The sequence below is a fragment of the Dysosmobacter welbionis genome, from assembly GCF_005121165.3.
Lineage (GTDB): Bacteria > Bacillota > Clostridia > Oscillospirales > Oscillospiraceae > Oscillibacter > Oscillibacter welbionis.
Genome location: NZ_CP034413.3, coordinates 1,427,128 through 1,449,595 on the forward strand (window position 1 = coordinate 1,427,128; position 22,468 = coordinate 1,449,595).

General features: G+C 55.5%; 34 protein-coding genes, 3 tRNA genes and 1 pseudogene. 7 read left to right on the plus strand and 31 right to left on the minus strand.

The genetic code is table 11. The features are described from left to right. Nucleotides 1-87 precede the first annotated feature (87 nt). Nucleotides 88-1,715, plus strand: a pseudogene (groL, locus tag EIO64_RS07555) (chaperonin GroEL). Nucleotides 1,716-2,111: 396 nt separating this feature from the next. On the opposite strand, the gene EIO64_RS19340 reads toward groL, so the two are convergent. Beyond that, nucleotides 2,112-2,561 (minus strand): AAA-type ATPase lid domain-containing protein, encoded by a 450-nt coding sequence (locus EIO64_RS19340; RefSeq protein ID WP_443664912.1) that lies wholly within the window; start codon nucleotides 2,559-2,561, stop codon nucleotides 2,112-2,114. Next, on the minus strand, nucleotides 2,562-3,344 hold the full coding sequence (locus EIO64_RS07565) for a sigma 54-interacting transcriptional regulator (RefSeq protein WP_136891086.1): 783 nt from the start codon (nucleotides 3,342-3,344) through the stop codon (nucleotides 2,562-2,564). Nucleotides 3,345-3,492: 148 nt separating this feature from the next. Between EIO64_RS07565 and EIO64_RS07570 the strand changes: the two genes are divergently transcribed. The 6 genes from EIO64_RS07570 to EIO64_RS07595 all read left to right on the plus strand — a co-directional run bounded on the left by EIO64_RS07570 (nucleotide 3,493) and on the right by EIO64_RS07595 (nucleotide 6,865). Then, entirely contained in the window at nucleotides 3,493-4,086 is a 594-nt protein-coding gene (locus EIO64_RS07570) for a tripartite tricarboxylate transporter substrate-binding protein (protein ID WP_158629723.1), read from the plus strand. A 67-nt stretch (nucleotides 4,087-4,153) separates the two neighbouring features. After that, nucleotides 4,154-5,122, plus strand: a complete 969-nt coding sequence (locus EIO64_RS07575; protein ID WP_021750299.1) for a D-2-hydroxyacid dehydrogenase — start codon at nucleotides 4,154-4,156, stop codon at nucleotides 5,120-5,122. A 54-nt stretch (nucleotides 5,123-5,176) separates the two neighbouring features. Beyond that, nucleotides 5,177-6,319, plus strand: a complete 1,143-nt coding sequence (locus tag EIO64_RS07580; protein ID WP_119311662.1) for a glycerate kinase family protein — start codon at nucleotides 5,177-5,179, stop codon at nucleotides 6,317-6,319. Between the two features lie 218 nt (nucleotides 6,320-6,537). Further along, a tRNA-Met gene (locus EIO64_RS07585) sits at nucleotides 6,538-6,614 on the plus strand. A gap of 39 nt (nucleotides 6,615-6,653) precedes the next feature. Next, nucleotides 6,654-6,728: transfer RNA gene (locus EIO64_RS07590), tRNA-Glu, on the plus strand. Between the two features lie 60 nt (nucleotides 6,729-6,788). Further along, nucleotides 6,789-6,865 (plus strand) — tRNA-Val (locus EIO64_RS07595). An 82-nt stretch (nucleotides 6,866-6,947) separates the two neighbouring features. On the opposite strand, the gene EIO64_RS07600 is transcribed toward EIO64_RS07595, so the two are convergent. The 29 genes from EIO64_RS07600 to EIO64_RS07740 all read right to left on the minus strand — a co-directional run bounded on the left by EIO64_RS07600 (nucleotide 6,948) and on the right by EIO64_RS07740 (nucleotide 22,425). Beyond that, nucleotides 6,948-7,289 carry a hypothetical protein gene (locus EIO64_RS07600; RefSeq protein ID WP_136891087.1) on the minus strand — a complete coding sequence of 114 codons (342 nt, stop codon included), beginning with the start codon at nucleotides 7,287-7,289 and terminating at the stop codon, nucleotides 6,948-6,950. Nucleotides 7,290-7,304: 15 nt separating this feature from the next. After that, nucleotides 7,305-7,715, minus strand: a complete 411-nt coding sequence (locus EIO64_RS07605) for a hypothetical protein (protein ID WP_136891088.1) — start codon at nucleotides 7,713-7,715, stop codon at nucleotides 7,305-7,307. Nucleotides 7,716-7,728: 13 nt separating this feature from the next. Further along, on the minus strand, nucleotides 7,729-8,202 hold the full coding sequence (locus EIO64_RS07610; RefSeq protein WP_158629724.1) for a hypothetical protein: 474 nt from the start codon (nucleotides 8,200-8,202) through the stop codon (nucleotides 7,729-7,731). A 61-nt stretch (nucleotides 8,203-8,263) separates the two neighbouring features. After that, nucleotides 8,264-8,998, minus strand: coding sequence for a hypothetical protein (locus tag EIO64_RS07615; protein ID WP_249390726.1), 735 nt, complete (start codon nucleotides 8,996-8,998; stop codon nucleotides 8,264-8,266). Between the two features lie 850 nt (nucleotides 8,999-9,848). Further along, nucleotides 9,849-10,070, minus strand: coding sequence for a hypothetical protein (locus tag EIO64_RS07620; RefSeq protein ID WP_136891090.1), 222 nt, complete (start codon nucleotides 10,068-10,070; stop codon nucleotides 9,849-9,851). Further along, on the minus strand, nucleotides 10,067-10,474 hold the full coding sequence (locus tag EIO64_RS07625) for a hypothetical protein (RefSeq protein WP_136891091.1): 408 nt from the start codon (nucleotides 10,472-10,474) through the stop codon (nucleotides 10,067-10,069). Before EIO64_RS07625 ends, EIO64_RS07620 begins: the two co-directional genes overlap by 4 nt. A 6-nt stretch (nucleotides 10,475-10,480) precedes the next feature. Then, a complete protein-coding gene (locus EIO64_RS07630; protein ID WP_136891092.1) occupies nucleotides 10,481-10,861 on the minus strand; it encodes a hypothetical protein in 381 nt (126 codons plus the stop codon). Continuing rightward, nucleotides 10,836-11,006 carry a hypothetical protein gene (locus EIO64_RS07635; RefSeq protein WP_158629725.1) on the minus strand — a complete coding sequence of 57 codons (171 nt, stop codon included), beginning with the start codon at nucleotides 11,004-11,006 and terminating at the stop codon, nucleotides 10,836-10,838. The genes EIO64_RS07630 and EIO64_RS07635 overlap by 26 nt, the downstream gene beginning before the upstream one ends. Before the next feature lie 145 nt (nucleotides 11,007-11,151). Further along, nucleotides 11,152-11,355 (minus strand): hypothetical protein, encoded by a 204-nt coding sequence (locus tag EIO64_RS07640; protein WP_136891093.1) that lies wholly within the window; start codon nucleotides 11,353-11,355, stop codon nucleotides 11,152-11,154. Nucleotides 11,356-11,404: 49 nt separating this feature from the next. Then, entirely contained in the window at nucleotides 11,405-12,100 is a 696-nt protein-coding gene (locus tag EIO64_RS07645) for a peptidoglycan recognition protein family protein (RefSeq protein ID WP_136891094.1), read from the minus strand. Further along, entirely contained in the window at nucleotides 12,097-12,372 is a 276-nt protein-coding gene (locus tag EIO64_RS07650; RefSeq protein WP_136891095.1) for a phage holin family protein, read from the minus strand. Before EIO64_RS07650 ends, EIO64_RS07645 begins: the two co-directional genes overlap by 4 nt. A 14-nt stretch (nucleotides 12,373-12,386) precedes the next feature. Then, nucleotides 12,387-12,704 carry a hypothetical protein gene (locus EIO64_RS07655; RefSeq protein ID WP_136891096.1) on the minus strand — a complete coding sequence of 106 codons (318 nt, stop codon included), beginning with the start codon at nucleotides 12,702-12,704 and terminating at the stop codon, nucleotides 12,387-12,389. 143 nt (nucleotides 12,705-12,847) lie between these two features. Next, the gene (locus tag EIO64_RS07660; RefSeq protein ID WP_136891097.1) at nucleotides 12,848-13,174 is read right to left on the minus strand and encodes a hypothetical protein; all 327 of its coding nucleotides are present in this window, start codon (nucleotides 13,172-13,174) and stop codon (nucleotides 12,848-12,850) included. 1 nt (nucleotide 13,175) lies between these two features. Beyond that, complete coding sequence (locus EIO64_RS07665) at nucleotides 13,176-13,331, minus strand: hypothetical protein (protein WP_170180090.1); 156 nt, start codon at nucleotides 13,329-13,331, stop codon at nucleotides 13,176-13,178. A gap of 18 nt (nucleotides 13,332-13,349) precedes the next feature. Beyond that, on the minus strand, nucleotides 13,350-13,619 hold the full coding sequence (locus EIO64_RS07670; protein ID WP_249390725.1) for a hypothetical protein: 270 nt from the start codon (nucleotides 13,617-13,619) through the stop codon (nucleotides 13,350-13,352). A gap of 10 nt (nucleotides 13,620-13,629) precedes the next feature. After that, on the minus strand, nucleotides 13,630-14,544 hold the full coding sequence (locus EIO64_RS07675; protein WP_136891098.1) for a collagen-like triple helix repeat-containing protein: 915 nt from the start codon (nucleotides 14,542-14,544) through the stop codon (nucleotides 13,630-13,632). Between the two features lie 14 nt (nucleotides 14,545-14,558). Further along, entirely contained in the window at nucleotides 14,559-15,155 is a 597-nt protein-coding gene (locus tag EIO64_RS07680; protein ID WP_136891099.1) for a hypothetical protein, read from the minus strand. Continuing rightward, a complete protein-coding gene (locus EIO64_RS07685; protein WP_158629726.1) occupies nucleotides 15,148-15,315 on the minus strand; it encodes a hypothetical protein in 168 nt (55 codons plus the stop codon). The genes EIO64_RS07680 and EIO64_RS07685 overlap by 8 nt, the downstream gene beginning before the upstream one ends. Further along, nucleotides 15,299-16,669: a tail fiber domain-containing protein gene (locus EIO64_RS07690; RefSeq protein WP_158629727.1), complete on the minus strand. Its 1,371-nt coding sequence runs from the start codon at nucleotides 16,667-16,669 to the stop codon at nucleotides 15,299-15,301. Before EIO64_RS07690 ends, EIO64_RS07685 begins: the two co-directional genes overlap by 17 nt. Beyond that, a complete protein-coding gene (locus EIO64_RS07695; RefSeq protein WP_136891101.1) occupies nucleotides 16,662-17,360 on the minus strand; it encodes a hypothetical protein in 699 nt (232 codons plus the stop codon). Before EIO64_RS07695 ends, EIO64_RS07690 begins: the two co-directional genes overlap by 8 nt. Beyond that, entirely contained in the window at nucleotides 17,360-17,725 is a 366-nt protein-coding gene (locus EIO64_RS07700; RefSeq protein ID WP_136891102.1) for a hypothetical protein, read from the minus strand. The genes EIO64_RS07695 and EIO64_RS07700 overlap by 1 nt, the downstream gene beginning before the upstream one ends. Before the next feature lie 8 nt (nucleotides 17,726-17,733). Beyond that, nucleotides 17,734-19,644 carry a phage tail protein gene (locus EIO64_RS07705; RefSeq protein ID WP_136891103.1) on the minus strand — a complete coding sequence of 637 codons (1,911 nt, stop codon included), beginning with the start codon at nucleotides 19,642-19,644 and terminating at the stop codon, nucleotides 17,734-17,736. Next, on the minus strand, nucleotides 19,622-19,798 hold the full coding sequence (locus EIO64_RS07710) for a hypothetical protein (RefSeq protein WP_158629728.1): 177 nt from the start codon (nucleotides 19,796-19,798) through the stop codon (nucleotides 19,622-19,624). Before EIO64_RS07710 ends, EIO64_RS07705 begins: the two co-directional genes overlap by 23 nt. Nucleotides 19,799-19,875: 77 nt before the next feature. Continuing rightward, nucleotides 19,876-20,268: a hypothetical protein gene (locus EIO64_RS07715; RefSeq protein ID WP_136891104.1), complete on the minus strand. Its 393-nt coding sequence runs from the start codon at nucleotides 20,266-20,268 to the stop codon at nucleotides 19,876-19,878. After that, nucleotides 20,268-20,843, minus strand: coding sequence for a hypothetical protein (locus EIO64_RS07720; protein ID WP_136891105.1), 576 nt, complete (start codon nucleotides 20,841-20,843; stop codon nucleotides 20,268-20,270). The genes EIO64_RS07715 and EIO64_RS07720 overlap by 1 nt, the downstream gene beginning before the upstream one ends. A 13-nt stretch (nucleotides 20,844-20,856) precedes the next feature. Beyond that, the gene (locus EIO64_RS07725) at nucleotides 20,857-21,228 is read right to left on the minus strand and encodes a hypothetical protein (protein WP_136891106.1); all 372 of its coding nucleotides are present in this window, start codon (nucleotides 21,226-21,228) and stop codon (nucleotides 20,857-20,859) included. Further along, entirely contained in the window at nucleotides 21,225-21,575 is a 351-nt protein-coding gene (locus EIO64_RS07730) for a hypothetical protein (protein ID WP_136891107.1), read from the minus strand. The genes EIO64_RS07725 and EIO64_RS07730 overlap by 4 nt, the downstream gene beginning before the upstream one ends. 4 nt (nucleotides 21,576-21,579) lie before the next feature. After that, nucleotides 21,580-22,056, minus strand: a complete 477-nt coding sequence (locus EIO64_RS07735) for a hypothetical protein (protein ID WP_136891108.1) — start codon at nucleotides 22,054-22,056, stop codon at nucleotides 21,580-21,582. Between the two features lie 15 nt (nucleotides 22,057-22,071). Next, the gene (locus EIO64_RS07740; RefSeq protein WP_249390846.1) at nucleotides 22,072-22,425 is read right to left on the minus strand and encodes a hypothetical protein; all 354 of its coding nucleotides are present in this window, start codon (nucleotides 22,423-22,425) and stop codon (nucleotides 22,072-22,074) included. Nucleotides 22,426-22,468: the final 43 nt, after the last annotated feature.

Here is a 22,468-nt window from a genome sequence, read left to right on the forward strand (position 1 = left end):
CTCTGCCGGACGCCAAAATTCCCAATTCCTAACTCCCCATCCCTAATTTATGAAACATGAAGCTCTATTACAGGAGGTTTGATTACTATGTCTAAGCTCATCAAGCGCGGCGACGAGGCCCGGAAGGCCCTGGAAGCCGGCGTCAACTCTCTGGCCGATACTGTCAAGATCACCCTGGGTCCCAAGGGCCGGAACGTGGTTCTGGACAAGAAGTACGGCGCTCCCCTCATCACCAATGACGGCGTGACCATCGCCAAGGAGATCGAACTGGACGATCCCTTTGAGAACATGGGCGCCCAGCTGGTGAAGGAGGTCTCCACCAAGACCAACGACGTGGCCGGCGACGGTACCACCACCGCCACCCTGCTGGCCCAGGCCATGATCCATGAGGGTCTGAAGAATCTGGCCGCCGGCGCCAATCCCATCGTGGTGAAGAAGGGCATGGCCAAGGCCGTGGAAGCCGCGGTGGCCGAGGTCAAGAAGCAGGCCAAGACCGTGGACGGCTCCAAGGACATCGCCCGTGTCGGTGCTGTGTCCTCCGGCGACGAGGAGATCGGCAAGCTGATCGCCGACGCCATGGAGAAGGTCTCTGCCGACGGCGTCATCACCATTGAGGAGTCCAAGACCGCCGACACCTATTCCGAGGTCGTGGAGGGCATGCAGTTTGACCGGGGCTATATCACCCCCTACATGGCCACCGACATGGAGAAGATGGAGGCCAACCTGGACGATCCCTATATCCTGATTACCGACAAGAAGATCTCCGTCATCGCTGACATCCTGCCCATCCTGGAGCAGATCGTCCAGTCCGGCAAGAAGCTGCTGATCATCGCGGAGGACGTGGAGGGCGAGGCTCTGTCCACCCTGATCGTGAACCGTCTGCGCGGCACCCTGAACGTGGTGTGTGTCAAGGCTCCCGGCTTTGGCGACCGCCGCAAGGAGATGCTGCAGGATATCGCCATTCTGACCGGCGGCACCGTGATTTCCGAGGAGGTCGGTCTGGAGCTGAAGAGCGCCACCATGGATATGCTGGGCCGCGCCCGCCAGGTGAAGGTCACCAAGGAGAACACCACCATCGTGGACGGTGCCGGCGACAGCCAGGCCATCAAGGATCGCGTGGGCCAGATCCGCACGCAGATCTCCACCACCACCAGCGACTATGACAAGGAGAAGCTGCAGGAGCGGCTGGCTAAGCTGGCTGGCGGCGTGGCCGTCATCAAGGTCGGCGCTGCCACCGAGACCGAGATGAAGGAGAAGAAGCTCCGCATCGAGGACGCCCTGAACGCCACCCGCGCCGCTGTTGAGGAAGGCGTTGTGGCCGGCGGCGGCACCATCTTCGTGAACGTGATCCCCGCCGTGGAGGCTCTGCTTTCCAGCGTGGAGGGCGACGAAAAGACCGGTGTCCGCATCGTGGCCAAGGCCCTGGAGGCTCCCATCCGTCAGATCGCTGCCAACGCCGGTCTGGATGGCTCCGTGATCCTGGAGAAGGTCCGCACCTCCGGCAAGACCGGCTACGGCTTTGATGCCTACAAGGAGGAGTACTGCGACATGGTCTCCGCCGGCATCATCGATCCCGCCAAGGTGACCCGCAGCGCCCTGGAGAACGCCGCCAGCGTCTCCGCCATGGTGCTGACCACCGAGTCTCTGGTGGCCGATAAGCCCGAGCCCCCGCTCCCGCTGCCCCCGCCGGCGGCGAGATGGGCGGCATGTACTAAGTGCAAAAAACATCAAGCCCCCTGGCTTTCGCCAGGGGGCTTTTCTCGTGGAGACTCGGCTTGTCGGCGGAGCACAAGCATCAAGCATTGAGTCCTCCACTGCGCCTTCGAGCGGGGTGAGCCGGAGTCGGGAATCGCTTGCGTTCCGGCTATAACGCCGGAATACAGGATACGAAGCTTGTGATGGCAGGAAAGTGGGGGTGACAGGCTTTGCAGCGGCGCCCCGCTTCCACCAGCGGCACAGATGCTGCACATACTGAGTACCAGCAACCATTAAGCCCTTTGGCTTTACAGCCACAGGGCTTTTTCTCGTACGCTGGGGTTCCATCAGCGTTGCCCTCCCCTGCCCATACTCTGGAAACCGCAGTCGGCATGCGTCATGGGCTATGCCTCTGCTCATGTCTGTCCGACCTGATACTTCTTCAGCAGCCGCCACAGTGTCCCCCGGCTGATCCCCAGTTTTGCCGCCGTCTGCGTCCGGTTCCCGCCGCATTCCTGAAGAACGGCCAGCAACTCCTCATAGGACAGGTCGATCCTGGTATGGGCGGCCTTCGGCATCGGCGGCGGGCACGGGGGCGGCGTCTCGGGAGAGGCGGCACTCTCCAGCAGATGGGCGATCAGGCCAGATACAGAGACGCCAGGCCGGTAAAGCACCGCCAGCCGCTCACAGAAATTCTGCAGCTCCCGGATGTTTCCCCGCCAGGGGCAGCTCTGCAGCAGACGGCAGTCGCCATCGCTCAGTTCCAGCGGACAGCCGTCGCCCTCCCGAGCCTGGAAGTTCCGAAGGAAGCTCTGCGTCAGCAGCGGGATGTCCTCCTGCCGCTCCCGCAGCGGGGGCAGATTCAGCTACAGGACATACAGGCGGTAATAGAGATCGCTGCGGAATTTACCTGCCCGGACCAGCGACTCCAGGTTCTTGTTGGTGGCCGCGATCACCCGGATATTGATGGGAGTCACCTGACTGTCCCCCAGCCGCATGATCTCCCGCTCCTGCAGGACCCGCAGCAGCCGCCCCTGAAGTCCCAGGGGGATCTCCGAGATCTCGTCCAAAAAGATGGTGCCGTTGTGGGCGATCTCAAACAGGCCCGGCTTACCGCCCCTGGTGGCGCCGGTGAAGGCGCCCTCCACATAGCCGAACAGCTCGCTCTCCAGCAGGTTCTCCGGCAGGGCGGCGCAGTTGATGGCTACGAAGTTGTTCTGTGACCGACGGCTCCAGGCGTGGATGCTCTGGCTCAACAGCTCCTTTCCGGTACCGGTCTCCCCCACCACCACGATATTGGAGTCCGTCTGGGCAAAGGCCTTGGCCTCCTGGATACAGGCTATCATCCGCGGGCTGCGGGTGATGATATCCCCGAAGGTGTACTTGGCCTTGTGTCCCTTGTAGTGGAGCTTTTTGCGCAGCTGGTCCTCCGTGGTCTGGATCTGCGCGGCGTTCAGCAGGGAAACCACAGTTCCAGCCCGGAGGCCGTGCATCATCATGTTTTTCGTTTTGACGGACAGGTGGGTGTTTTTGTAAGCGATAATCTCGTCCGTGTTCTCCGTCGCGGACACGATGCGGCTCAACGCCGGGGTGGAGAACACGGAGGATGCCGGCTTTCCCAGATACTGTTCCCGGCGGGAGAGCTGCAAAACCTGGATGGCAGCTGGAACCGGGCCGTATTTCTGCCGCAGCTACAGCAGGATATTGACAATGTCCGTTCCGTTGATAATCAGTTCGATCACCCGGATAGAGAGGGAGCGGCAGCACAGGTCCAGATAGATGGCACCCCGAGCGATCATGGCGTCGCAGTCCGGCCACTGCGGCAACAGCCCGGATACCCCGGCCGATGACGCCTCTTCGGAGGATGGCGGCACTGACTGGCCCACCAAATCCATCAACATGATCGTTCCCATGGGCGCCGGGGGCGACACTGACTTTAATGCCCGCACATATGCAAAATATCTGGAGGATGTGTTGGGTGAGACCGTAGTCGTCACCAATATCACCGGCAATGGCGGAGCGCTGGGTTCCGAGGAAGTCAAGAACGCCTCTCCCGACGGTTATACCTGCCTGTTTTATCACACCTGCCTGAATATCAACCAGGCCACCGGCATTGCCGACTACGGTTCCGAGGCATTTGAGACCGTGGCTGTGGTGGGAAAGAGTTCCGGCGAGGCCGTGGTCGTGCGGACCGACGCCATGTATGATGAGTTGAAGGCCGCCCCCACGGCACCGGGCTTCCGGGAGATCATGATCCCCGGGGAGATCGAGTTCCATCTGACCCGGCAGGCGGAGCGGGAGGGTATCGACATCAGCCCCGCCATTGAGCAGGACTTCGCGGATCTGGCCGTCAGGTACGGCGTCCCGCTGGAACTGCTGCAATCCTGCTGACTTTCCAGTGGAATCGGCTGTCCCCCGGCCCCTGCGGGCCGGGGGACACACAGACAGGAGGAATGAAATGCACATCGTCATTTTGGACGGATACACGGAAAACCCCGGCGATCTCAGCTGGGGAGAATTGGAGAAGCTGGGAGACCTGACGGTTTACGACCGCACCAGCCTCACCGATGAGGACGAGATCATCTCCCGGATCGGCGGTGCGGAGGTGGTCCTCACCAACAAGACCCCCATCTCCCGCCGAGTGATGGACGCCTGTCCCTCCATGCGCTTCATCGCCATGCTGGCCACCGGCTATAACGTGGTCGACATAGCCTGCGCAAAAGAGAAGGGCATCCCTGTCTCCAACGTGCCGGTCTACGGCACCCATTCCGTCAGCCAGTTTGCCATCGCCCTGCTGCTTGAAATCTGCCATCACATCGGTTATCATAATGATACGGTAAAGAGCGGGAAATGGGAACAGTGCCCGGACTGGTGCTACTGGGACTACCCCCTGATCGAGCTGGCGGGAAAGACATACGGCCTGCTTGGCTGCGGGAACATCGGCATCCACACTGCCGCCATCGCATCGGCCCTGGGGATGCATGTCATCGCCTACGACATGCGCCAGCGGGACGAAGCTCTGCAGCTGGGGGTGGAGTACGTCTCCCTGGACGAACTGTTCGCCCGGTCCGACGTTCTGGGCCTCCAAATGCCCCTGTTCCCCTTCAACACCGGCATCATCAACCGGGAGAACATCGCCAAGATGAAGGACGGGGTCATCATTATCAATAACAGCCGGGGCCAGATGGTGGTGGAGCAGGACCTGGCGGACGCCCTGAACTCCGGCAAGGTGGCGGCCGCCGGGCTGGATGTGGTGTCCACAGAGCCCATCCGGGGCGACAACCCCCTGCTGACCGCCAAGAACTGCATCCTCACCCCCCATATCTCCTGGGCCCCCAGGGAGAGCCGCCAGCGCATCATGGACTGCACCGTGGACAACGTGCGGGCCTACCTTCAGGGCGCCCCCATCAACGTGGTCAACCCGTGACCGGACCGGGGCGGGCCTTCCGCCCGCCCCGCGCATCCAGAGAGGAGGAAACTCATGTCAAAGTGGATTCTCATGCCGGACTCCTTCAAGGGGACCATGTCCTCCCTGGAGATCTGCCAGCTGATGCGGGAGGCCCTTCTGCGCCACGTGCCGGATGCAGAGGTGGTCTCCATTCCCGTGGCGGATGGCGGCGAGGGGAGCGTGGAGGCGTTTCTGGCCGCCATGGGCGGCCACCGGGTAGAGGTGCCCTGCACCGGTCCGGATTTTCGTAAGATCTCTGGTTTTTACGGTCTGCTGGCCGATGGCTACACCGCCGTGATCGAGATGGCCGCCGCCGCAGGCCTGCCCCTGATGGAAGGCCGTCTCTGTGCTGAGGGAGCCACCACCTACGGCGTGGGAGAGCTGATTCTGGCGGCGATCCGGGACGGCGCCAGGCGCATCATTCTGGGCCTGGGCGGCAGTGCCACCAACGACGGCGGCTGCGGCTGTGCCGCCGCTCTGGGCGTCCGCTTTCTGGACGGCACCGGGGCGGAGTACGTCCCTGTAGGCGGCACGCTGGACCGGTTGTGCCGGATCGACATGTCCCATCGCTTCCCCCTGCTGAACGGTGTGGAGATCGTGACCATGTGCGATGTGGACAACCCCCTCTGCGGTCCCAATGGCGCCAGCGCCGTCTTCGGCCCCCAGAAGGGGGCCGACCCTGATATGGTGACCCGTCTGGACCGGAATCTGCGCCACCTGTCGGAGGTGATCCGCCAGGACCTGGGCCGGGAGATCGCAGACCTTCCCGGTGCTGGCGCCGCCGGCGGCATGGGAGCCGGTGTGATGGCTTTCCTGGGCAGTCGCCTGCAGATGGGGATCGAGACAGTCCTGGACACCGTGGGCTTCGATGCCCTGCTGCCTGGTGCCACCGCGGTCCTGACCGGCGAGGGCCGTATCGACTGTCAGAGCCTTCGGGGCAAGGTGGTCATCGGCATCGCCCACCGGGCCCGGCAGACACGGATCCCGGTGGTGGCCGTAGTGGGCGACGTGGCCCCCGGCGCGGAGGACGCCTATCAAGAGGGCGTCACCGCTATCGTGTCCACCAACCGTCGCGCCGTGCCCTGGGAGGTAGCCCGCCAGTCCGCCCGGGCAGATCTGTGCGCCGCCCTGGAGGATCTCTTCCGGCTCTACAATGCGTTCCGGTCCGCCCGATGACATGAGTGGATTTTTGAAAAGACGGTGCCGGGCGGTAGGAGCCGCCCGGCCTCATTCCCACCGTATCCGGGCTGCCGGCCTCGGGGCACCCTGCCAGCGGCAGCGAGTCTCTCCTCTGCTTCCGGTTTTTTGAAATTTTTCATTTTTTTCGAAGAAACACTTGACAAACGCCGCCGCCTTCTGGTATAGTAATTGATGCCCGTTCGGGTTAGACATTTGGCGGCATAGCTCAGTTGGCTAGAGCATGCGGTTCATACCCGCAGTGTCCCCGGTTCAAATCCAGGTGCCGCTACCAGATCCATGAAGCGCCCCGGCGCTTCATGGACTTCCAAATGGCCCGTTGGTCAAGTGGTTAAGACACGGCCCTTTCACGGCTGTAACATGGGTTCGAATCCCGTACGGGTCACCATCCCATAGGACGCCGTTGTGCACGGCGTCTTATGGGCAGAAAAAAATTACATATCCGTATGGAGGCTTAGCTCAGCTGGTTAGAGCGCCTGCTTCACACGCAGGAGGTCACTGGTTCGAGTCCAGTAGTCTCCACCAAAGAAAACCCTAGAGCCGCAAAGGTTCTAGGGTTTCTCTTTATTCAAAAGATTTTATGTTTGTTAGTAACGTGTAAGTAACATTACAATCCTCTAATCTTCCGCATTACCCCGTTATACACACGGGGGTTAGCAACTTGTAGCGTGTCCATCAAGTCATCCATAATGCCCCATACCTGCTCCTCGTTTCTCCCTTCAACCTCGCGGAGAAATTCGCTGTCTCCGTATCTCCCGACCTCTACAGGTATTTCAGCCGGAGCCGCAGAATAGGCTTGCTCATAGGTGCGATTTTGCATTTCCGGTTCTTGCTTCTGCATCTGGTTCTTGATGGTGTACAAGGTTGCCAATTTAGCGTATGCGGGATAGCTGCTTTCTCCATATTCGAGACGTGCAATCTCAATGTCGATCTCTTTGGGGTCTAGCATAGGGGGCACCCCCTATCAATCCCGACCCAGTTCGGACATAAAGCGGCGAATGGCGTCGCGCTCCCTCTCAGTAGTAGCGTTATCCATCATCTCCTGAGCCTGCTCCATCATAGCCTCTTTGGAGTCGTGGCGGCTGTATCCGCCGCGCCCGTCACGGGAGTAGCCGCCGTCCCGGCTGTAGTGGCCCCGGACATAGTGCTTGCCACGGTTGGCATAGCTGGAGCCTCTGGCATAGCTGGAAGGAGAGTCCATGTCGGCTGCCTGACTGTAACCGCCCTCCTCTAGCATCATGATCTTGTCCACGTTCTTGATGGTATCCGTCAGCTTGTGGACCATCTCCAGGTCCCCGGCGTTCATGTTGCTTTTCTGGGCATATTCCTCCAGCTCCTTGCAGAGCTTTTCTTTCAGGTCATACAGATATTCCATATCGGTTCTCCTTTCACGCGATGCGCTCAACAATAAAATTACTGTTGGCAACGAGGATGGGCTGTGTGCTGGTGTTCTTTGCGGCGACAGTGACGCAGCAGCCGCGAGGGACATCTACCACAGCGGAAACATAAATATTGAAGAAATCCTCTGCGGCAGCCGGGGTGATGGTAGCGGTGGAAGCGTTCAGCGCCTCACCATTGATGGAGATCGCTGCCGTGATGGCCTCCACGGTCCCACCAGTAGGGATAGCAATATTCGCTCCAAAGGAGACTTTGAATTTCGCGCGGCACTGGTTCGTAAGCCCGCGAAGAGTCACCAGCCCAGCGCCTTCCCGATGCACAATGCAGGGCTTGCCCGTGTTGGCCTCCTCAGTAAAAGGCACGTTCTGACCAGCGGCAACGGTTACGATTGCGCTGTTGCTGTATTCAGCCATAAACTTCATTCCTTTCAAAAAGATAGCGGCGAGGCTGTTGCCCCGCCGCATGGTTCAAAATCGGCACGGGGCCGAACATGTAAGCCTTTCTTACAAGTTGATGTATTGGGTTTTAGCAGCCGCAGCCACAGGGATTGCAGCCGCATCCGGCATAAGGATTGGGCACCTGATAGGCCGGGACAGGCATGGGATTGATGCGGCGGATCAGCTCGGCAGTCTGCGCTTCCTGGTTAGCGGTAATAAAAGCATTCTGCGCCGCCTGAGAAGCCTGGAACTTCAGGCTCTGGTTTTCAGCCGTCAGAGTAGCGATCTTGTCCTGGGTCAGGAAGTCCAGGATCGCGCGGCTGTTGGCATTGGCGTTGTCGATGATGTCGCGGGTGCTGGACTGGATGGTGTTGCGGGTATCGCAAGCCTGGGTAGCCATGTCATAGCGGACACCGTCAATGCTCCGCTGAGTATCGCAGCAGCACTGCGCCAGCTGGGCGCCGAGGGCGTTAAAGCCCGCCTGCGTCTGATAGCCCAGGTTGCACACAGCGGTATCCACGCCATGGAAGCCGTTGCTCACGGCATCCCGGATGGAGGTCTGGCCGTTCTGGAGACCGTTCAGGGCGAAGCCCTCGTTGATGTCGGAGCGTGTAGCGTAACCCTGGAATCCAGGCCCGTTTGCTCCGCCAAAACCTCCGCCGAAGCCATTACCCCAGCCGCCTCCAAAGGCCCCCCAAATGAGAAACAAAATAATCCAGGCAGACCAGTCTCCACCCCACATGGAACCATTGCCGCCATAGCCACCAGCGGAATACGCAGGAGCTACCGGCATAGTCAGAGTTGCGTCATTACTAAGAGACATATAACTTTCTCCTTTGTAAAAATATTTATAAATGCGGCCGCATCTATATACTTTTTGATGTTTTTGTGCTATAATTGTTATGCGTGGATAGGGTCGCTCCCGACAAGCCGTTACCCTGACGGTTTCCACGCAATCTGACAATCAGGGCGCATGAAAGGGTAAATGCGATGGAACAAAAAAGAATCTATAAACCATATTTCGATGTGAACGAGTACATCGGAAAACGGAGCAATTACTTGACTGTAATTGGACTGGCTGAAAGAAAGCCAGACGATACCAGTTGGAGGTTGCGATGCCGATGTGATTGCGGTGGGACAATTGATGTATTGCCTTATCAATTCAAAAACGGAGCCGTAAAAAGTTGCGGTTGTCTCAGAAATACCATCTACACCAAACAAGACGGCCGCAGTAAGCATCCCTTGTATGGAATCTGGCGACAGATGATGCAACGGTGTTACAATGAGAAGTCAAAAATCTATCGCCGTTATGGTGGCCGTGGGATTTATGTTTGCGAAGAATGGCATGATTTTTCAAGTTTGTTGAGTGGTCTGATTCTATTGGCGGTAGGCCGGAGGGTTATACGCTGGACAGAAGGGATAATGACGGCCCCTATTGTCCTGAGAACTGCCGCTGGGCAACGATGAAAACGCAGAATATAAACAAGTCCGATAACATTGTGATTGAGTACAATGGACGGACTCAAACGCTTGTGGAATGGGCAAAAGAATTAGGAATTAACTGGGTCACATTTCACAACCGATATGTGCGTGGCTGGAGCATTGAGAGAATGATGACAGAGCCAGTCCACACAAAACCTGACCGAACGGCGGGGGCTTAATGCCCCTGCTGTTTATTTCCCAAACATACCCCGCATCCCCTCAAACATGCCCTGCATCTGCTGGGCCTGCTTTTGGACTTGGTTGAGCTGATCTTGGGAAATGCGTCCAGAGGATACCATCTCTTGTATCATGGCGTTGGGGTCTTTGCCCCGCATCTGCTGCATGAAGGATTGAAACTGCTGCATCATGTTGGGCTGTCTGTTGCCGCCCATAGCCTGATAAAACGGGTTCATTCTGCATCCTCCTTATCTTTTGCCGCCAGCGCATCCAGGCGGGCCTCCAACGCTTCCAAGCGGGACAGGGGCGCATACTCTACCGTTGGAGCCTGCGGGGCCTGTACGGGCCTCTGATTGCGCTCTACAAGGTCATATATCTTCATGCTGGGCTTGCCGCTTGCGTCCGCCTGTTTGAGATAGACCACTGGGGCGTTACTGTCCCACAAGGTAACGGCAGAGTTAGGCGCCACCAGATAATTTGCCGCCTCCATCTCGCTCTGCACCCACACAATAGACGGAGATGCCGGGGCTTGCTGCGGCTGCTGCATGGGTTGATAGGACTGCCGCAGCTGCGTCAGCTGGTCCGCCATAGGCGGCTGATACGGTTGGTACGGCTGATAGTAATAGGGATAGTTCGGCATCTCACGTCATCCTTTCTGCCAGTAGTACAGCACAGTTTCGTGTTCACTGTGCCATGTATCGTAGATCACACCATCCTGCAGGCATACCACATGGCCGGACAGGGCCAGAATGTAAGTCCCGTTTGGATGCCCCATCGCAAACTCCGCCACGGTCATATCCTCGGGCGCCATGTCCCGCCGGAAGCCATGCCGCCGGAGGTAAGCGCCCCATGTGGCGTTGGCGCTTGGCATATCACCCCTCACAGCGCCCTCAATGCAGAGGCCAAGATATGTCCTGTACCAGTCCTGCTCCAGCGCCTTCGAGATGGCCCGGACGGTGCAATCCCCCACATTTTTCTCGTAGGGGTTCGGATTGTAAAATTCAAACATATTGCTTTCGGTCGTCATACAAAAGCTCATTCTGCCGGATAAACCGTTCCAATCCGGAGAAATCTCCCTCCGCCGCATACTTCTCGCAGGTGTCTCTTGCTGTGGACTCCGTGAAGCCACAGGCCACCAACCGGGCCACCAGTTCTGAACCATTCAGAATCAACTTAAAACACGTCCTTATCATTGAAATCAGGAGGCCGCAAGGAGGGCGGCGACGTGTACCAGCCCTTGTTCCTTACGTCCTCCTGATGATATTTTCGCAAAAAAAGCCCCCGCCTGGGTGGTTCCCAAGCGGGGTTTAGGTGAAATTATGTGAAATGTAGTTTTTGAGCTGTGCTTTCAACTTTGCGGAGAATCCGTTTGAGTCGATAAGAGATGGTTGACCGCTCCCAGCCGAACTCCGCTGCAATGTCGATCTGCGGGACTTGGTCGATCAGGTAGCGCCGGGCAATGTCCGTATCGTCGTTCCCAAGATTAGCTTCCCGGATGGCCGTCTCCATCTCGGAGCGCATAAGGCCATCCAGGCTATCCGGTAATCTGACACGGGCAGTTGCCACAGTTTCACGTCCTTTCGATCAGCTCCCAAAGCCGATGCAACATCGTGCACATCTGCTGCCGGGTAACGGGCTGGGAGAGCATCAGGTCTCCCTCGCTGTTGCCCGTCAGGATGCCGTTCTTTACGGCCCATTCCACGCCCTCCTTGTGGGCGCCGCTGGGTGTATTGTCCATGATCTTGACCTCCAGTCTCTTCTTGAACTCTGCCCACTTCTGGGCGTTCACCAAGTACGACGGGCAGTGCTTCCCAGTCACGTCAAAGTGACGGTACACGTTCTCAATGGGGATGTGATACTTCTCCATCAGCTCCCGGCCCAGAGCGGCAGCGTTGGCAAGGGTTGCCTCGCTGGCCTGATAGACACCGTTCCGGATGGTGTCACACATCTCAATGCTGATAGAGTTGGTATTGGTGATGACGCCGTACATGGTGCCGCCGCCAGTCTTGTCGGCGTTGGCGTACTTGCTGCCGCCGACGGACCACGCAATCTTCAGATCGGGGACGGACAGATATACGGTGGTATCGTCCACAAAGTAATGGGCACTGGCCTTGACGATGTTCCGCTGGAAGTACGCGGCGTTGTTTGCCGCCTTGTCCCCGTCATTCCCGGTGTAGTGGTACACCAGATACCGGATTTGGCTGGCATTCCGGGAACCGCCATAGTTCCCGGAGTTCGCCAGCTGCTCCTTTATCGTGTAGCTCATTTACTGTCACTTCCCAGCTGCTTGATTACCTGGTTGGCTCCGGTAGCAGCCAGACCGCTCACAATGCCCACAGCCGCCGCAGTGATGTAGTCCGTGGCCGGGAAGTCCGGCATAAGGAACATACCTACCACACCCAGCACAGCACCGCAGACACCGCAAATGATAGGGATGAACTTGCTGTCCAGAGAGGACGCTTTCACGCCCTGCCCAATCAGCAGGCAGATGACGGTGATAGCCGCCACTCCGGTGATGCCAAGAGAGGAAATGTCCATATCAGACCTCCCGATTACACTCGGATGGCCTTGACGGCATAACCGTCTGCATCATAGGTCACATCAAACTTTCCGCGCTTGGTATTCTGGCGAACCACTTGTCCGGCAAGCGCCTGATTTCGGCCCATGTCTACCTTGTCCGGAAGAGGCTCCTTTTCCTCGCCGGGAAGGAATCCCTCCGCCATCTCTGCCTCGGTCCATCCGCCATCGGGGTTCTTTTCGGGGTTCAGGGAGAATCCGGCGCCAGCCTCAACCAGCAGCTTGTTGGCATCCTCCACAGTAATCTTGCCGCTCTTGAAGTCATCGATGATGTTATTGATGGTCTTGTTCATGATTGGTAGCTCCTTTCAAATTTCCGGCTTGACCGCCGGTTGATGATGATGTAAGATGCAGGTGTGCCCCCCTCCTTATTGATGTGGTTTTACTTTTTTCCATATCGGGGCACTCGCGGCGCTCCTTCGGGGGCGTCGCTTTTTTACAGCCCAATGCGGGCCAAAACAAACGCAATTACCGCCGCCAGCACCGCCCACACGGACTTGTCCACGATGGCCTCCCACCGCTTTTTCGGCTTGGCCTGCTCGGCCTCCTGCCATGAGATCAGCCGGTCCAGCTTCTCCATGATATTGTCGTACTGCTCATTCCGGGCGGCCTCCGCCTTTTCCAGTTCCCGCATCCGGTTAAAGAGTTCTTTGTGGGTGTTGCGGGACGCCTCCCGCCATTCCGACATCTGCTTTTCCAGCATGTTGGCTTTCTGGAGGCCCAGGCAATCCCTTTGCGGGTCCAGGATGCACTTCTCGTCCATTTTACTCTGCCGCCTCCGCAGTCAGCATCTTACTGAGGGCGCTGTATTCCTCCGGGGTCAGCCTGTCGGCGGCGAGATACACGTCCATCTTCTCCTGAAGGCCGTCAGTGCGGCCCCGGTCAATCAGCAGCTTGCAAAGATTGTATACAGTTGTCATGGTCCTGCTCCTTTCCTGTCATACAGTGGTTGTGGTGAGTTCCAACATACACAGGCGTTCCTCATGGTCTGCCAGCATATCAAGAGTAATGTCCTCGGCTCCCGGTTCCGGCTCCGGCTGTCCATCGTCCTCCACGGTAATCTGCCCTTGGTATGCCTCCGCCTGGGCGATGGCGTAAGCCTCCTCTGTATAGGACACAACAACAGCAGTTAACACCGTCTCGATGTCCGGTTCCTCAGGGGTGCCGTGGTTGATCTCTGTTGCCAACTGATATTTGATGATCTTCATGGTGCCCTCCTTAATCCGTGGTTTTGGTGTACTTGATAATCGCAACAGTATTTAATTTAGATGATGTTGCTGCACTACTAAAACTTCCATTTGTATCAATCCCGACACGAGAAGTTGTTGCATATATTGAATCAACACCACCGCTCCCGACAAGATTTATAGGTCCACTAAATCCGCTGCATTCAACGCATGACTCAAAATCAGATATACCATGCTCCACACTTTTAGAAGTATTATTTTCTAGCAGCCCGAGACTCACCGCCTTGATGTGTATCGGCTTGCCGTTGTACCGCTCCACGGTGCGGTACTCGACGCCCAACTGCATGGGGGGATGCTCCCACTCAAACGGCTGCCAAGCAGACGGGTCTGACGATGATTTTTTTAATTTTATCATCCGCCATCCGCACAGCGCCGTGTCTGCACTGCCGATATTGGATAGCACTGCATAGTTGGCGTCACCCTTATATAAGAGCGATATCGTAGTACCCGCTTTGCCGTACACCGCAGGCGGATAGGCCAGCACCAGTTTTGCGGTCTTGTCAGGCATCCCGTCCAGTACGGCGTCTACCTTGGCGCAGTATGTCTCATAGGATTCTCCTGCGCTGGTGGTTTCAATGCTCTGCACCGCATCCCCAAAGCCAAACCCCGCGGGTGCCTTATTGGACAAAGCCGCCAGTACACCTCCAGACTGGACAGGTTTTGTACTGTCTTCTGTTGGTACAGCATCCGTCGGGACTGATAATGTAGTTGTGGAGCCACTTTGAGACAACTCGATATTGTCTCCTGCTTCAATGGTTAATGCATTGACACCATTAATAGTAGCTGCTGGTCCAGCAGGCCCTTGGATACCCTGTGCGCCCTGCGGTCCAGGTTCCCCTTGTGCTCCCTGTGGGCCTACAACCTGGCCCAAATCAATCTGCGGCATGATACAGCCCTCCTTTAAGCAATATTTAGGTAGAGATGCCCGTCCTCTCCAATCTCAAAGTCGGGCGCGGAATCTCCGGTATAGTACAAGATCAAATGCCCATTTTCGTCTATGTTGAAAGCATATTGCCCTTCAGCCGCAACAGCTACGCCGCTGGGGCCTTGAGGGCCGGGCGGACCCTGAATTCCCTGCTGGCCTTGTGGTCCAGGCTCCCCCTGTTTGCCTCGCGGAATCCCGAAAGCAATGTGGAAAGATTCTGCAACCGCTGTTTTGGTGGCTGTGGCGTTGCTTTCAGGCGGTAGAGTTTCTGCCGATACGGTCATATTCTCAATGGCGTTTTTGGCGGTCTCAGCGGCATCTTTCGCGTTTTCCGCGCCTGTCCTTGCTTCCTCTGCCGCTTCTTTGGCTACGTCAGCTCCCTGTTTTGCAAGCTGCGCTTCTTCTGCCGCTTTTTGAGCCGCCGAAACTGACTCTGCAGCCGCAGCTTGCGCAAACTTTTTGATTAGCTCTCCCTTGATACTACGCGCCTGTGATTGTTGCTCTACAACTAGCAGGCTATCATTATCAAGTTGGGAAGCTACGGGAAGAGAACCTATCGTTTTGTCAGCCATGCTTCTTCTCCGTTTCCTCCGGAGCGGATAGTTCCACCACGCGGCGCAGTTTAGCTCTAATAGCTGCAATGGCATCCACGGCGTCTCCGCTAACAGTCAGTGAGGACAAGATTGCATAGGCACTGGATGCCTCTTCATGGATTTTAGTCAAATCGGCCATTCAATTTTCCCTCCAAATCTTTAATCTTTTTTTCGAGCTGCTGAATTTTGGCAATCGCCATAATCTGGATTTCTCCATATCGCAGGGTGTACAGGCCGTCCGGATGCTCCTCGCTGGGTAGTTCCGTGCAGAGCGCCGCGAAGTCGCTCTCCGGGATACCTTCGTCCGCCAGGGCCTCCTGCACTTCCTGGGCGATCAGGCCAAAGTGGCGGCGTTTGTGCCCATCATAGACAAAGGTGCAGGGCTTCAGCCGGTCAAATACACCCAGGTATTTCTCCACGTCATATTGCTTTTCTGTTTTCAGCCGCGCGTCGGAGGTTGTGGCCGGCTCCCCATTGATGAATACCGTGTCCCCGGTGATGGAGACCTGCGTACTGGTGCACACCACCGTGGAAACGCCGTCGTATCCCATCCGGGCGCCGTTGGTGGTGCAGATCACCACTGCCGCCTCGTTGCTGCTGGCAATGGCGATTCCCGCCGTTGAGCTGCCGGATGCTGTCATGCCAGACATATATCCAATATATCCGCCAAATGAACTTCCACTGGCTGTCCGGTACACGTCCATTTTTCCGCCCAAATGGATATAGTTGGCACTAATTTCACCAGTTCGAATACAACCCCCAGAAATTAGGGTTGTCCCATCTGAAAGATCGGATTCAAACACTACATCTCCTGTGAACCTGATAGTCTGAGACGCGACTGTGATTCCATTGATTTCTAACCGGATTTGAGACGATGCGGTTCCGTTTGTGACGTCAAGCGTAATAGAGTTGACTGTCTGCTGAATCTGAGATACCTGATTTCCAAGTCCCTGTACAGTGCTGGTAATACTGTCAAGCTGGACACTGATAGATGCAGACAACCCGTCGATCTCATTTGCGACTTCCAGGCGGATTTCTTCGGCGGTTTTGGTGATTAGGGAGTGGGTTTGGGCGAGCTGTCGGTTTGTTTCACGGCGTTCTTTGGATTCATAAGGGTATTCATCGTCAATTTCGTCCGATTCAGGGGCGGAAATGGTTGGAGCGCAGGCTCGGTCAAATAAGTTGTTGATAGAGGCGATTACCGAATAATATCCGCCTACCGTCACCGCGTCCCCGATTTCTGCTGCAGGGTCCAAAAGTGCATCCGTCGCTGTATAAGGCTGATATGTTTTCCCGCTGATAGCGGCCAGGATACTGTTCGCCATCTCCTGCGTGCCCCATGGGCAGGTTACTTCGATAGCCCGGCCGGTATCGTCTCCAGCGGTATAGTAATGGTCGCTGTCTACGGACAAGTTGACTCTGCTGATGTTGGCGGGTATGTCTCCTGTCTCTAGCTCCCCGACGTGGGGCCCCAAAAAAAATTTGTCAGACAAGGATTCTGTCACCCCCAAACGTGATTGCAAAGCCGTTTTCCTCAACCAGATAATACGTTTCTGGAGGAATGTCGCCATACTTCACTAGCAGCAATTTCCCTTCATCGGTGATAATCCAATTCCCGGCGTTGGATACGGCGATATAGCCCAGTACCTCCCGCATGGTCAAGTCACCGTTTTCGTCCACGGGATAATCCACAGGGAATGATGTTGTCAGAACCGTTCTAGGGTCTACCTCTACCCCCATCCGGTAGGCAATATCTTCTGCCGCTTCCTGCTGTGACATGGGCCAGTTTTCAGTATCATAATCGGAGTTGAGCCATACCGACTCTGCTTTCAACATAGCGTCATATCCAGTAATAGTCAGGCTTCCCGTTCGCTTGTCTTTCGTCCTGGTGGAGATAAAAAATACGCCTTTTTCCAACCATTCGGACCGCTGTTCCCCCAAGGCCAACCGAACAAAAACTTTTATTTGAGCCTGTCTCGGGATAGCTCCGGTCGGTAGTATTTCAAGGTCAATCTGCCGGGCGGCGCAATTTCCGATTCCTGGGGTGGTAAAAAGTCCGCCTGACGTCCGAACAGAGACAATGCTTTCCTGCCCATATTCCACACCAGCAACGTCCAGCTTTGTTTCCTTGTGGTGGTTCGGGTTAGATAGTATTTCTTTATAGAGATCACTTGTAAGCTGCATCAGTTTGCCCTCATCTGCAACTCGCCGCCTTTGTAATACCGCTTTCCGTTGACAGATTTTAACCCAAAGGATGCCTCTAAATTGCTAGTCAGGCGCATGGTTCGCACCAGATCAGAAGCGGTGTATGGATCAGTAAATATCACTGTCTGCGTTTGTTCCGCCAGCGCATCGTAAACAGACGAGGCCAAGTCATCGTCAAGGGGCAAAAGAGAGAAATCCACAATCGCTCTTTTGGGTGCAGAAAACGGATGCTCCACATTGTCGAGGGTTGTAATGATCTTCTGATAGGAAACTTCCCACATTACCTTGTATGTGGACAGCTTCGATGCCAAATCCAGCGTCCCGATCTTGAATGTTACATCCATATCATCACCTACGTTCCGTAAGCCCGCTGTTTATTGCGGCTATACTGATAAGCAGTTTCGCCGATAACTTTACCGTCAAGGACCGACTGCACCGTGATTGTAAAGTTCTGGCCCATTGTGGCCGCTATGTTATTAAATGCATTGGATAAGCCAGACTGCGACCGGCCCAACATGGAAGAGGAGTAGTCAACATTAGCGGTTCCGAAATTCAAGCCATTCTCAATGTCGCGCCGAATATGACTATACTCATTGTCCCAGCCATCCCCTAGTCCAAGGGCCATGTTTTTGCCCATGTCTGCAAAGACCGTGGACGGGGAGTGGATGCCAAGCAATCCCTTTACTCCATCGACAATCCCGGAGAAAAATCCTGTTACTTTGTTTTTAATCCAGGTTGCCATGTTCTGGATGCCTTCCCAAATTCCCTGCACAATGTTTTCACCGATATCTACAATACTTCCCATTAGATTTCCAATACCGTTCACAATGGCAGAGATAATCTGTGGCAATACAGCAACCAACTGTGGGATAGCAGATACAATGCCGGATGCAAGGTTTACAAGCACGCTAATTCCGGCGTTCACAATGGCTGGGAGATTATCTGCTATAAACCCAGTAATGGCGGAGATAACCTGCGGCAGAGACGAAACAAGAGACGAAATGGAGTTTATAATTCCATCTTGCAGAGAAGTCAAAATCTGAACGCCCATGTCCAAGATAGATGGGAGATTTTCTGCAATGAAATTCAGGATTCCTTCTATGATCTGCGGCAATCTGGAAATTAAATCCGGAATTCCGGTTTCGATTCCACTTGTGAACATAGAGAGCAGCTGTGTGCCTGCTGTTGCCAACTGCGGCCCAGCGGAAACAATGCTTGTGTATAGGGCAGAAACAATTTCCGGAACAGACGCCGCCAGTTGGGGAAGAGCGCTGATAATGCCCGCCACCAGACCCACAAGAAGCTGCGCCCCGGCGCTGATAAGCGATGGTAAAACTGTGGAAATCATTTCAGGAAGCGTCTGAGCAATTATTGTGCCCATATCTGCAATAACTTGCCCAATTCCGCCCAAAATTATTTTTACTCTTGGAAGAATATTACTTAGCGCAGTTTCGACAGTGTCCGCAAATTCATATGTAAGGCTTCCTAGGTCTCCGTTATCATTTGCAATGCCGACAAGCAGATTATCCCACGCTGCTCTCATCATCCCGACAGAGCCTTCAATGGTTGTTGCGGCCTCTTTAGCAGTAGTGCCAGTGATTCCCATGTTCTCTTGCACCGCATGGATAGCAGTAATCACATCGGAGAATTTAGATGGGTCTAATGCCTGTCCGGTCAATTCCTCTGCATCCGCAACCAGGCGTTCCAGTTCGGACTTTGTGCCACCGTACCCCAGTTTCAGGTTGTCCAGCATAGCGTAGTTTCCGCGCATGAGGGATTGGTAAGTCTGCTGGATGCTCTCAATGTCCGTGCCCATCTTGTTAGCATTGTCAGACATATCCATGATGGCCTGATTGGCGTACTCAGCCGCCGCCTGTGTATCCCCGCCCAGAGATTGGATCAGAGAGGCGGAAAACGCTGTCGCCTGCTCCATGTATGTGTTTGCAGATACGCCAGCAGTTTTATATGCGTTCGACGCATATTGCTGGATCGTATCGGACGCATCCTTAAACAGAGTATCTACGCCGCCCACAAGCTGCTCATACTCCGCATACTGGTCAATAGAGGATTTTGTGAGTGCCGCTACTCCAGAAGCAGCCGCAGTCAAAGCCGCTGCGCCTACCTTTGCTGCCGTAGACAGGCCGTTTTTCAGTTTGTCAGCAAACGACTCTGTATTTCTGCTGGCTTCGTCTAGGTTATCATCATAATCACTTGTATCCAGAATAATCCGGGCAAATAATTCAAACAGGTTCAGCGTCTCCACCCCCTATCCGTGCGATTTTTTCTTTCATGTTCCCGATGATCTCTTCCGGGGTGCGGTTTTCCTCCGGCTTCGGTCGAATAAGGTCGTAATACCTGATCTTCATATAACTGCCGCCGGAGTATTTTGCAGTATTCTCCGCAAGGATTTTCAGCACGTCAGTTACATAGACCCGGTACGCCTTTTCTCTTGCGTCTTGTTCAAACCGTGCAAAGACATACCTGGAAAATGCTTTTACACTCCGGCCTCGGTACTCTCCCGCGCAGAGCCAGAGAAATCCCCGCTCTGCGCCGAGATAAAAAGCGTCGTAAATGCTTCGTCGGTCAGCAGATCAATCGTGTCCTTGATGAGCTTGACGAGGTTTAGCGTGCCTGTGTATGCCTCTGGAGTGGTCCCTTCGATGGTGGACAAGATGGAGATAATGTCGCCCTTGTGGCCCTTCAGGAGGGCAGGAGCGGCCTTTCTTGCCCTCTGCAACAGGAATTTATTGGCCGTCATGCCCTCTGGGAGCTTCTCCCGTTTGAACAGCTCCGATGCCACTTCGTCTTCTGCAATGTTGGCTATCGGATCGATAATGTCGGCGATCACGTCCAATGTCCGCTCGCCCTTGATATCAGACAGTCTCATCAGGTGCTTTCCTCCGGTGCTGCAGAGTAAAATTCCATAGGCATGGTGTCCTGTGCGTCCATGGACACATGGCCGGTCAGCTCCACAGAGACCTGGCCCTTGCCATTTTTGGTGGTCTGGAGCGAAAATCCGCCGGTGGAAAGAGCGTTTTTCAGGCAAACAGCAACCATGCCGCCGTCTGCCCGGTCACCAACCCACCAGATATCCTTGAAATCGGTCTGCAGCAGATCCCGGCGTGGAGTAACTTTTGTGGTATCGGGAGAGCCGATGTCCGCCGCTCCGAGGGCCAGTTTGATTGCTTCCGGGGACGTGCCAAGCGCCGTAAAACTCATAGTGCATTCCCAAGAGTCCAGGTGCTTCAGTTCCATCATGTTCACGGGGCAGTTGTCCACATCCTCGCCCATATCGGAGTAAGTGGGAACACACGAAATATTGATACCGCCGGTAGTAGCGCACACAATGTCTTCATCAGACGGTGCGTCCGGTGTGGACGGATCAAAACTTGTTAGAATTACACCGGCGTCCATCTGCAGTTCCTCAAATGTGCTCTGCGGGATGACAGTAAATTTGCCCATTTTGGGCCTCCTTTCAGCTGAATGTCAGATATTCAGCGGTAATGTTGATGTACCGGCGCTTAATGGCCGGATCTTCTTCGTAAACAACGCTTTGTGCAAACGGAGAACCGCGTTTCAGCCAGATATAACCTTCATCGCAAGGGATTGTCACGCCGCCGTATCCGATGCGCTTGGACAGCTCTTGTGCTGCCTCGTCCGGTATCGCCTCACTCTCCGTCCGAAAGAACAGATTGGCAGTCAGGCCAACTTCTCCGGCGTCAAATGCGGACTCGATATACTCGTATGTGCCATAGGGCATGATCACATCGTCCGGAACAGAGGACGCACGGTAAAACGGGATTTCCCCCTCGTTGAACCAGGCATAAAGGGCTTTGTTCTTGGTCATGTGGTCAGGCCCCATTTCTCCGCCGTGAAGTATTTCAGAGGCAGCGTGGACGATTTAGGAGCAGGCTTTTCCTCCGGGTTGGAGGTCACACGGTAGGTCTGGCCGGTCTCCGTGTCTTTGAACACATCGTTGTACTCGATGGGGAAATCCTTGTCCACCAGCGCGGAATATAGGCTTGTGACACCCTGCTTTTCCGCGATTCTGGCCTCCATGGAGGTGTCCAGCGCCTGATAGTTAGTGAACTCCGCCCCTTCTTCCCATTGCACCATGTAGCCGCCTGCTCCATCTGGCACACGCTTTTTTTCCATCAGCACGCAGGTGCGTGCAAAATCATCAAGCAAAGACACGTTCTCACCTCCACGGGTTGTCTTTGTGCGGCTCCGGCGGAGTCATATGCGGGTTCGGGTTTGCATACTGCCAGCTTCCCGCCGGTTTCTTCCAGGGGGCAAGCTGGGCGGCAAACACGTCCCTCCAGCCCACGGCAACGCCCTTTGAGTTTGTGGCCTTGGAATAGCTGTACCCGCCGAAACTCTCCGACGTGTACGCCCCGCCATCCCCGTTTTTGGCCGTCCAGGCGGTAATTTCCTCTACCGTGGATAACAATGCTTTTGGAATGGCCAGCGCCCACACAGAGCCGGTAAACGTCTCATCGGTCAGCTCCGCCGGATACTGATAAACCCCATCGTTGAACAGGCTCCCCACAATTCGAAAATACTGCCCATTTGCGAGGAAAGGCAGCGTAATGCCGCCGTCCTCGATGATGTATGTATCGTCATACCGGCCCACGGCGAACCAGTTGTTCAGATACATCAAAACGGTTTCAAGCATCACGCCGCCCTCCTATCACTTTCTCGATCTGGTTTTTGCTTTTGCCTGCGGTTCAAATGTTACCCCAGAGAATTTGAATGTCACAACGCTGGCATCGTCCACAAGCACCTCAAAGGTGTCATTCTTTGTCACCCGGAATACAATGTCCGGGTCAAAGGCAATCTTGTCCTTTGTGGTCTCTCCGTTTTTCTTGAAGGTCATATTGGTCCCGGTTTTGGTCAGGTGGAAGGGGAAGTAATAGCCGCTATCTTCACCTGGCAAACTGCTGAACTCGGAATACCCAGTCACATAGTGAAATGTACCAGTTACAGAACCATCGGCTTTTACTGTCAGATCATCACCGACCAATTCAGATACCTGTTTCCCCAATAGGGTCTGACTGCTGGGGAAGAGCGTTAAAGTGTCAGACCCG